This window comes from Leeuwenhoekiella palythoae (assembly GCF_020310025.1).
Lineage (GTDB): Bacteria > Bacteroidota > Bacteroidia > Flavobacteriales > Flavobacteriaceae > Leeuwenhoekiella > Leeuwenhoekiella palythoae.
The window spans coordinates 61,912-73,077 of the sequence record NZ_CP084318.1 but is presented as its reverse complement, the minus strand read 5'-3'; the positions used below and the strand labels follow the sequence as shown (position 1 = coordinate 73,077).

General features: G+C 39.6%; 4 protein-coding genes. 3 read left to right on the top strand and 1 reads right to left on the bottom strand.

The window, feature by feature from the left end:
* Positions 1–88: 88 nt before the first annotated feature.
* On the top strand, positions 89–2,260 hold the full coding sequence (locus tag LDL79_RS00260; RefSeq protein ID WP_225598682.1) for a glycoside hydrolase family 43 protein: 2,172 nt from the start codon (positions 89–91) through the stop codon (positions 2,258–2,260).
* A gap of 70 nt (positions 2,261–2,330) precedes the next feature.
* On the opposite strand, the gene LDL79_RS00255 is transcribed toward LDL79_RS00260, so the two are convergent.
* Entirely contained in the window at positions 2,331–6,383 is a 4,053-nt protein-coding gene (locus LDL79_RS00255) for a hybrid sensor histidine kinase/response regulator transcription factor (protein ID WP_225598681.1), read from the bottom strand.
* 309 nt (positions 6,384–6,692) lie between these two features.
* Here LDL79_RS00255 and LDL79_RS00250 point away from each other — a divergent pair, with 309 nt between their 5' ends.
* Entirely contained in the window at positions 6,693–8,033 is a 1,341-nt protein-coding gene (locus LDL79_RS00250; protein WP_225598680.1) for a BNR repeat-containing protein, read from the top strand.
* 17 nt (positions 8,034–8,050) lie between these two features.
* A complete protein-coding gene (locus LDL79_RS00245; RefSeq protein WP_225598679.1) occupies positions 8,051–11,164 on the top strand; it encodes a beta-galactosidase, LacZ type in 3,114 nt (1,037 codons plus the stop codon).
* Positions 11,165–11,166 lie beyond the last annotated feature (2 nt).

Sequence of the window (11,166 nt, the reverse complement as noted above, 5' to 3'; positions counted from 1 at the left end):
TAAAGCCGATTCTAGAATTTTTGAAAATTGGCTTGAATTTGGTTTCAGAACTTTCTGAGACTTATACAAACACTCTAAATTTTATAACATGTTTAAATTTCGATTGGTCTTTATCCTCGCGCTGCTTGTTTCATCTCAAGTCTTTTATTCTTGCGATACTACAAAGACTGCCGACGATTACACCGCGTATCTTTTTGTTTACTTCACTGGTAATAGGGCTGGGGAAGAAGCCGTGCATTATGCTTTAAGTAGAAATGGCTTTGATTATTACGCCCTAAATGATGACAAACCTATTGTGAGTACAGACAGTATAAGTACTACCGGTGGTGTTCGCGATCCGCATATTTTAAGAGGAGAGGATGGAAATTTCTATATGGTTTTAACCGATTTGAAAACCGATAACGGCTGGAGCAATACCGAAATTATTTTGGCAAAATCTACAGATCTATTAAACTGGGAAACGTCGCAAATCAATCTTGCTGAAGAATTTTCTGAGTTTAGTGATATTAGCAGAGCTTGGGCTCCGCAGACCATTTACGATGCAGAAGCAGGTAAGTATATGGTGTATTTCTCTATGTTACAACCGGGCGGATATGATATCATTTATTACGCTTACGCTAATGAAGATTTTACAGCGTTAGAGAGCACTCCCAAACAACTTTTTTACAGTCCGGATGAGAAATCCTGTATCGATGCAGACATCATTAAAAAGGACGACAAATACTATATGTTTTATAAAACAGAAGGAACCGCCACCAAAGGAATTCGTGTGGCTGTTTCAGACAGTTTAACATCTGGTTATGTGCCTGAAGAGGGCTATAAAGATCAAACTGATCGTGCAGTAGAAGGTTCTTCAGTATTTAAAATGATTGATAGTGATAAGTATATTTTGATGTATGACATGTACGTTGATGGGAAATATCAATTTGCTGAGTCAACCGATTTATTAAACTTTAAAGCTTTGGGCGCAGATAAGGTTTCTATGAATTTTCACCCGCGTCACGGTACGATCATTCCGGTGACAGAAGCCGAAGCAACGCAGTTACTAAAAGCTTTTCCATCAGAAAATTTACCGCTTATCGTAGGTTCAAAATCGGGTGCTGTACGCACTCAGAATATCGTAACCAACGCAGAGAATGCTTCGGTATATTTACCGGTTTATACAGATAGTAGCGTAGCAGCTCTTGATCCGCAATTGATCACTTTTCCGGGAGTTAAATTGGTAGATTCCGGAGCTAAAGATTTCTCTAGTGCAGCACAGTCGTATACGCTTGAATTACCTGACGGAACCCAAAAAACCTATTCGGTAGAAGCAGCAGTAGCGAATAATCCGGTTCTTGATGGGTACTATGCTGATCCCGAAATCATTTATTCTTCTAAAGATCAAAAGTTTTATTTATATCCTACCAGCGATGGTTTTGATGGATGGAGCGGAACCTATTTTAAGACCTTTTCTTCAAAAGATCTGGTGCATTGGGAAGACGAAGGTGTCATTGTAGATTTACTTGAGGATGTTTCTTGGGCTAACCGTAACGCTTGGGCGCCTTGCATTGCTGAAAAAGAGATTGATGGGGAGTTGAAATACTTCTACTATTTTTCTGCTGCACAGAACATAGGTCTTGCTACAGCAGATGACCCGGCCGGCCCATTTACAGATTCTGGAAAAGCTTTTGTAGGGGAGAAGCCCGAGGCGATAAAACGCGGTGGCGGTCAAATCATTGATCCTGATGTTTTTGTAGATCCAAACGATGGAAAAGCTTATTTTTATTGGGGTAACGGCTATATGGCTGGTGCAGAACTCAATGACGATATGATGTCTTACAAAGAAGAAACACTAAAAGAAATGACTCCTGACGGCACTTTTAGAGAGGGGACCGAAGTGTTTTTTAGAAAAGGTAAATACTACTTCCTGTGGTCTGAAGACGATACCCGAAGCCCCAATTATCGTGTGCGTTATGCGACGGGAGAAACTCCGTTAGGACCTCTAAATATTCCGGAGGAGAATTTGGTAATTAAAAAAGATGAGGAAAACGAAATTTATGGAACCGGTCATAATTCGGTGATCAATGTTCCGGGTACAGATGACTGGTATATTGTGTACCATCGCTTTACACGCCCACGTGGAATCGCAATGGGTGGTCCGGCTGGCTTTCACAGAGAAGTTTGTATAGATAAACTGACTTTTGCTGAAGATGGTTCGATACTTGAAGTTACGCCTACCGTAGAAGGAATTAATCCCGTGACGATCCCTGCGCAGTAATAACTTTGATAATTTAAAATGTAAAAGCGCTCTGTTCAATACAGAGCGCTTTTTTTTATAGTGTTATGCTTTAGTTCGGTTTAAAGGCAGAGGGAGTCTTCCCAAATCGTTCTTTAAAGATTTTTCTAAAATACTTGGCATCACCAAAACCTACTTCGTACGCTGCCTGTGAAATGGTAAATTGTTCTTTTTCGATGAGTTGCGCAGCTTTGTCCAGTTTGATATTTCGAATATATTCGTTGATGTTTTTGCCGGTGATTGCTTTGATTTTTCGGTAAAGAGAGGAGCGGCTCATACCTATTTCTTGCGCTACAACTTCAACAGTTTTAATGCCTTGTTGCATTTGCCCCTCAACTATCTGGTGGAATTCTACTAAAAATTTCTTCTCAACATCAAGCAGTCGTTTTTGATCATCATCTACAGTTTCTAGCGTATTTTCATTTTCAGAATATGCTTTTAAAAGCCGCTTGCGTGAATCTATTAGATTTTCTATTCTGGCTTTCAATAGCTGTAAGTTAAAAGGTTTTAAAATATAATCGTCAGCACCTTCAGTATATCCTGTTGCGATCATCTCAGTATTGCTTTTAGCCGAAAGTAAAATGATAGGAATATGCGAGGTTTCTTTTCTGTTCTTAATATAATTACACAGATCTATTCCATTTTTTATGGGCATCATAACGTCGCTAATAATTAAATCAGGAACGTGTTTGCAAGCTTGCGCAATACCTTCTTCACCATTTTCAGCTTGAATCAGATCATAATTTTGAGAAAGCGAGGTGTCTAGAAAGTCTAATATATCCGGATTGTCATCAATTAATAAAATGAGTGCGCGCTGACTTTCTGGTTTAATGCGCATAGCTTGTGTGGCCTGCGTTTCAATACCATTCTCGGTGGCACTTTGAATAGATGCTTCAATGAATTTTTTGTTTTCAGAAGCGTGTTTACCTTCTTCGAGATAGGCGTCTACTAAACTATCATCTTTAGGTAGTTTGAGGGTAAATGTACTTCCTGAGCCTAATTTACTTGCTACGGCTAAGGTGCCGTTATGCAGTAAAGCAAACCTTCGGCTGAGTGCCAGCCCAATTCCGCTTCCGTCTTTTTTTAAAGTGGTATTGGCTTGATAGTACCACTCAAAGATGTGCTCGAGATCTTGCGTATTAATACCGCTTCCGTGATCAATAACTTTTAAAAACACCGCTTCTTCATCTTGAGAAAGTTCAATATTGATCGTGCTGTTTTCGGGACTATAATTGATAGCATTACTGATCAGATTGTTCACAATCACCTGAATTTTCTCCAGATCACAGTAGATATAAATAGGTGTTTGTGACATTTGAATCACCAGGTCTAAATTTTTCTTTTTTAGCAGCGGTTCATAGACCCCAAGCCAATTAGACAAATTTTTAGTTAGGTTATAATTGTTTAAGGTCAATTGACTGAGTCCTTCTTCACTTTTTCTGAATTCTAGAAGTTTGTTGATAAACTGATGTAGATTATGCGCATTACGCTTAATCAGTTTGAGACTTTTACGATGTTGTTTGTGAACAATTTCATCAAGTAGATTTTCTAAGGGCGCGAGAATAAGGGTCAGGGGAGTTTTTAATTCGTGACTGAAACCCGTGTAAAACCGTACCCGCTCTTCATTCAATTCGTGTTCTAATCTGCGTTGTTTCTGCTCAAAGTGCAATGAGTTTTTGAGGTAAACGCGTTCTGAATAATATCTCAATCCGCTGTAAATTAAAATGATTAACGTGACGATATAGAAGAGATAAGCAGGCCAGGTTTGCCAAAACGGAGGTAAAATAGTTAAAGCTAACTCTTTATACAAAGGAGTTGAAGCGAGTGTTTCGGCTTTAATTTTTAGCGTATAATAACCCGGAGAAATATTACTGAAGTTGATGCGGTTGCTGTTTTTGAGATCGATCCAGTGGTCGTTGTAACCTTCTAAAATATACGAGTATTGGGTATTGTTAGCGATCGGAAAATCTAAACTTGTGAAATCTATAGAGAAGACCGTATTTTCTGCGTTTAATTGTATCGACTCTTGAAAAGGCATTGCCTGATTGAGTATGGCCTTTTTATTCGTGGGTTCTATTGCAACCGATTCATTAAAAACGAGTAAGTCTTTAATAACTAAGGCTTCAGAAGTTGTGTAGTTTTTTAAATTTTCAGGGCGAAATTGATTCAGACCTTTATTACTCCCAAAATAAAGCGCTCCGTTTTCAGCCTTGAGCGCAGCACCGGGATTATACTCACTTTTATGAATATTATTAAAGCGGGTTAGATTTTCTATTTTATGACTGATGGGATCGTATTTACTTATTCCCTTAAAAGTTCCCAACCAAATAGAGTTGCTATCGTGCGCAATGATGCTGTTGATGGTATTATTGCTCAACCCATCATCTTCTCTAAGATTGAGCGCTTTTTTTGATTCCGGATTAAAATGGACAAGGCCTCCATGCTTAGTACCGGCGATGATCGCATCATCTTCTGTGATCACAATACTAAATACCACATTGGTTGTTAACCCCTCAAGATTTTCTGAATTATAATGTGTGCTATGTTCATTTTCTAAATTAAAATGAATGATCCCATTGCCATAGGTTGCCAACCACAGATTGCCTTGACTATCCTCAGCGATATCGCGTACATCAACCTTTCCCAGTTCAGCAATGTATTTGAAGTTGTCCTGCGCGTTGTCATATAGAAATAGTCCGCCTCTGTTTGTACCTACCCAAATATGTTCATTTTTAGCCTGGTATAATACGCGAACATCATTCCCATCTTTTTGTTCTCCTTGTAGATAATGCTGCCATTGTTTAGTGGTCTTGTTAAACTTGCTTAAACCACCCAGGTAGGTGCCAATCCATAATTGATTGTTAGTGTCCTGTAATAAACTTAAAACGTGGTTACTTTTTAGAGCGTTGGCTTCGTTAAAAATAGCATACGTATAAGTATTGTTTTTAGGATCATATTGATCCACACCGCCGCCGTCTGTACCTATAAACAATTTTCCGGAAGCATCTTCTGCAATAGCATTAATGCGGTTGTGCGTTATGCGTTCGGTTCCATTTAAACTGTTTGTGATCAATTTCACCGGCTCGCCCCGGGGATTCACATAATTTATACCGGCATAAGTGCCCAGCCACATATTCCCACTTCGATCTTTTTTAATCGAAAAAACGGTAGCATTAAACACACTGGTACCATCATCTTTCGGTAAATAATTGGTTATGCTAAGATCATTGAAACCTTTTAGTGACTTAGATTTACTTATGATCTTAAGTCCTTCGTCGTAAGTACCTACCCAGATTCTTCCATAGGCATCCTCCTCAAAACTTGTAATGTCGCTTCCTGCTAAACCTTCTATAATTGTTGGGGCAAGAGCAGTTGTTTGAGTTAGTATTTTGATTCCTTCATTCGTGCCTAACCACAAGTGATCATCGCGATCCATAAAAAGTGCATTTACCCTAAAGTTCGTACGACCATGTATTGGTATTCGAGCAACTTCCTGAGTTTTTAGGTTTATTTTGTTCAAGCCGTCGTGACGCGTACCTACCCATAGGATTGAATCATTTTGCACGTGAAGTGAAATGATCTCATTTGAGGACAAGGAGCGTAAATTTTGAGCTTCGTGTTTAAATACTTTTTGTTGACTTTGATCTTTAAAAACGCGGATGCCAATTCCAAAATCTCCGGCGTAAATCGTTCCTGATTTTGTGAATGCAAATGAATTCACACTGTTAGAAAGAATGGTGTTTGCAGCGTTATAATGCTCAAATGAATTGGTTTTTAAGTTAAAAAGATCAAAACCACCATCACTACCTACAAGAAGATTTCCTGTATTGGTGTGATGTACAATATTCTGAAGATAATTGTTTGCAAGCGCCGAATTTTCTTTTCTAAAAACCGTAAAATCATTACCGTCATATCTGTTGATACCATCGGCGGTGCCAATCCAAATAAAGCCAAGCGTATCTTGTTCTATTACACGCACGAGATTGTTAGAAAGCCCATCTTCGGTATCGAGCTTATAAAAGGTAAGTTGTCTGTCGTGATTATCATTTTGGCCAATGCATACCTGTGTAAGGAGGAGTATAAATAGGCTTATTTTCGTAAACATAAAACTTGAGATTACGTTATTCTTGAGATCAGCCACCGGCTAGTCTTGCTTTGTATTCCAGTGTTTATAGCGGTTTGAACAGTTAACCCCCTATAAAAAATCATTTCCTACCCTTTAATAGCCAAAAGGTTTTAAGAAAATTGTACAATGACTTTAAAACTATTTCGATTTCGTAAAAAATAATTTTGAGTAATCAAAATCAGTATTTAGATAATATACTATAATTCACGTTTTCTTAAAGAAACTATCTTGGGGAAACAAGTATAGTCAAAATTTATAAATGTTTTCGATACATTTATAAGCCAATATATGAAAAAACAAAGATTTTTAATTGTTCTAGTTATAGCAAGTGCGCTTGCCCTCAACAGCTGTAATGCTTTAAAACCTAGTACAACTTTACAAGAAAAGGAAATTGGTCTTGGCTGGTCTGCAAATTCCGTAAACACGGTAATTTTTAGACAGAACGCGGTTACCACATTTAATACCACTCAGTTTACCGCTTATTACGATAAGGATGCGCACGTAGTTTTGGCCAAGCGTAGCCTGCCTGATGGAGATTGGGAACTCAATAAAACCGAATATACCGGTAAAACTACAGATGCGCACAATGCAATTAGTCTGGCGGTAGATGGTGAAGGCTATCTGCACGTAAGCTGGGATCATCACGACAACCCGTTGCGGTATGCAAAAAGTGTAGCCCCACTGAGTCTTGAGTTAGGCGAAAAGCAAGAAATGACAGGTATTGAAGAAGAAAAAGTTTCTTACCCGCAATTTTATAATCTTCCTGATGGGGATGTACTGTTTATGTATCGGTCTGGGCAGTCGGGTAGAGGCACTTTGATTTTAAACCGATATGACACAGCAGATAAAACGTGGCGACAGCTGCACAATAATTTAATCGATGGGGAAGAGCTGCGCAATGCCTATTGGCAAGCTTATGTAGATGTTCAAGGTACGGTGCATCTTTCTTGGGTATGGCGCGAGACTTGGGACGTAAGCACCAATCACGACATCGCTTATGCGCGATCTCTTGACGGAGGAGAAACTTGGGAGCTTTCAACAGGTAAAATCTATAACGGACCTATAACTGAAAGCACTGCTGAATATGCCTATAGGATTCCGCAAAACAGCAGTTTGATCAATCAGACTTCGATGACTACTGATAAAGCAGGAAATCCCTTTATTGCCAATTACTGGAATGAAGAAGGAAAAACGCAATACCAAGTCGTTTATCTAGAAGATGGAATCTGGAAAAAGGAGAATACGGCATTCCGTAACTCTGGTTTCGAGCTTGGTGGTGGCGGTACTAAGAAAATACCGATCTCTCGCCCCGAACTTTTTATCTATGAGAATCAAGGTAAGAAGATTTTGGGTCTAATTTTTAGAGATGATCTTCGAGGAAGTAAAATTTCTTTGGCCTTCAAAGATCTTAAAGCCGATTCTATATGGCAGGTAAAAGACCTTTCTGATGAAAACATTGGAGATTGGGAACCCAATTTTGACAAAGAATTATACAAGCACACCAAAGCGCTTCACCTCTTTAAACAAAAAGTTACTCAGATAGATGGAGAAGGCCTCTCTAAAGCGCCTGCAACTCCCGTTTCCATATTAGAAATTAATTTACAAAATATACTCACTAACCCTAAATAAGCCCAATACGCGTTTCAATGAAAAAAACAGTTTTAAGTTTACTAAGCATACTATGTTTGTGGGGAGCTACCGCCCAGCAAGCACAAAATGAATGGGAGAATCCCGAGATTATAGACCGCAATAAAGAAGAAGGCCGAAGCGCTTTTGTGCTTTATGAGTCTACGCAAAAAGCAAAAACACGCGAAGCCACAGCATCGCAACTTTACAAAAGTCTCAACGGTACGTGGAAGTTTGATATTGTAAAAACTCCGGCTGAGCGTCCTACAGATTTCTATGAGGTAGATCTTGATGATAGTGCGTGGAGCAACATTCAAGTACCGTCAAACTGGGAGACCGAAGGTTTTGACATTCCTATTTACACCAATGTAAGCTATCCGTTTCCTAAGAATCCGCCATTTATTGACGATGCTTACAATCCTGTCGGCAGTTATCGTACTACATTCAGTGTTCCTGAAAACTGGGAGGATAAAGAAGTTTTATTGAGTTTCGGATCTATTTCGGGATATGCCCGCATTTTTGTGAATGGCGAAGAAGTGGGGATGACCAAAGCTTCTAAAACTCCTGCAGAATTCAATATCACCGAATTTTTAGAGGAGGGTAAAAACCTTCTTGCGGTGCAGGTGTTTCGCTGGCATGATGGTAGTTACCTTGAAGATCAGGATTTCTGGCGTTTAAGCGGAATTGAGCGCGATGTATTCCTTCAAGCGATGCCAAAAACGACGATTTGGGATTATAAGGTCGTTAGTGATTTGACTTCAGATTATAAATCAGGCAAATTTTCAGCGGAAGTTGATCTGCGCACTTTTGAAAAAAGTAAGATCAAAAAAGCACGCGTAGAAGTAGCGCTTTTTGATGCGGAAGACAATTTGGTTTTTGCCGAGAAAAAAGAAGTTCCTAAAGATAGAGGTACACTTTCTTTTGAAAAATCATTGCCAAATATTCAATTATGGAGCGGAGAAACTCCAACTCTGTATACCTATACACTTGCAATAGAAGATAAAAAGGGTAATCCGCTTGCGGCTACTTCAGGCCGCACCGGCTTTAGAAAAGTCGAACTCAAAAACGCGCAACTTCTCGTAAACGGAAAAGCGGTAACGGTACACGGAGTAAACCTTCACGAGCATCACCCTGATAAAGGCCACGTTCCAGATCTCGAAATCACGCGCAAAGATTTTGAGTTGATGGCACGCAATAATATCAATGCGGTGCGTATGAGTCATTATCCTCACGGCCAACAGGTTTATGATCTGGCTGATGAGTTTGGTTTTTACATCGTGGATGAAGCGAATATTGAAACGCACGCAATGGGTGCTGAGTGGCAAGGAAATTTTGATAAATCAAAACATCCGGCGTATTCAGAAGAATGGGCTGCGGCGCATCTAGACCGCATAAAAAGAATGTATGAGATGGATAAAAACCATATTTCGATCATTTTATGGTCTATGGGTAATGAGTGTGGTAATGGTCCTGTTTTTTATGACGCGTACGAATGGTTGAAGGAAACTGACCCAACCCGTTTGGTAACTTTTGAACAAGCAGGTCAAAACCGAAATACAGACGTGGTTGCACCTATGTATCCGGGAATAAAACATATGAAAGAATATGCGGCACGTACCGATGTGACTCGCCCTTTCATCATGTGCGAGTATTCTCACGCAATGGGAAACAGTAGCGGAAACTTTAGAGAATATTGGGACATTATTGATAGCAGTCCGCATATGCAAGGTGGATTTATCTGGGATTGGGTAGATCAAGGACTACGTGCCGAGACTGAGGATGGTCGCGAGTTTTGGGCCTATGGTGGAGATCTTGGCGGTGAAGATCTGCAGAATGATGAGAACTTCAATGCAAACGGACTCATTACAGCAGATCGTGAAGCGCATCCTTCTTTAGCCGAAGTAAAAAAGGTATATCAAAACATTGATTTTACTTTAGCCGGATCAAATTTAAGAGTGGAAAATAAATACAACTATACCAATCTGGAGGCATTCGATTTTAAATGGGAGCTTCTAGAAAATGGCAATGTGGTTAAAACAGGAACTTTTGATGCCGCTGTTGCGCCCAATTCGTATAAGTTGATCAATTTAAACCTTCCGCAAACTGCTGATGCTGAATATCTCTTGAATGTTTATGCAACTACAAAAGCTGCTACAGCTTTAGTTCCGGCCGGTTTTGAGTTGGCTAAAGAACAATTCAAACTAGGAGAAACCGATTATTTTGCTGAAGAAACAATTTCATCAACCGAGACTCCACTTAGTTTTAAGAAAGATGGAGACCAACTCCGTTTTACTGCTTCTGAGGTTTCGGGTGTATTTGATCTGAAAAAAGGAAAATTAAGCAAATACCAGTTGGCAGACGGTTCTGCGGTGATCGCTCAATTTCCGCAGCCGTATTTCTGGCGTGCGCCAACGGATAACGATTTTGGGAACGGAATGCCAGGTCGTTTAAAAGCTTGGAAAGACGCCACCGCAAATGCTGTGGTGACCAAAAGCCAAGTAGGCGTGCAGACTAAAGAAGGACTACCTGTTTTAGTAACTTATCAACTTCCGGAAATTGATGCAGTCTATACCGTCGAATATTTCATCGAAAATTCGGGTGACATAAAAGTTACCGCTTCGATCAAAATTAATGATGAAAAAACTCCTGAAATTCCACGTTTTGGAATGCGTATGGTTTTAAACGAAGACTACGATCAATTGCAATATTACGGTCGCGGACCTTGGGAAAATTATTCAGATCGAAAAGAGTCTGCCTTCTTGGGAGTGTATCAAGACGATGTGAAAAATCAATTTACGTGGACGTACATTCGTCCGCAAGAATCAGGTTACCATACAGATACGCGTTGGTTAAGCCTTTCTGACGGAAACGGCAACGGTTTAAAAGTTACCGGAGCACAACCTTTAGGTTTTAGTGCGTTGCATATTTCAACCGAAGATCTTGATCCCGGAGCGACCAAAGATCAGAAGCACCCTACAGATTTAACCGTTGAAGATGAGGTTTATCTGCATATTGATTTAAAACAACGCGGCTTAGGAGGTCTCAACAGTTGGGGACAATACCCTTTTGAACAGTATCGCCTGGAAGATCAAGAATATACGTATAGCTACACTTTATCTCTTTTAAACAACTAAAA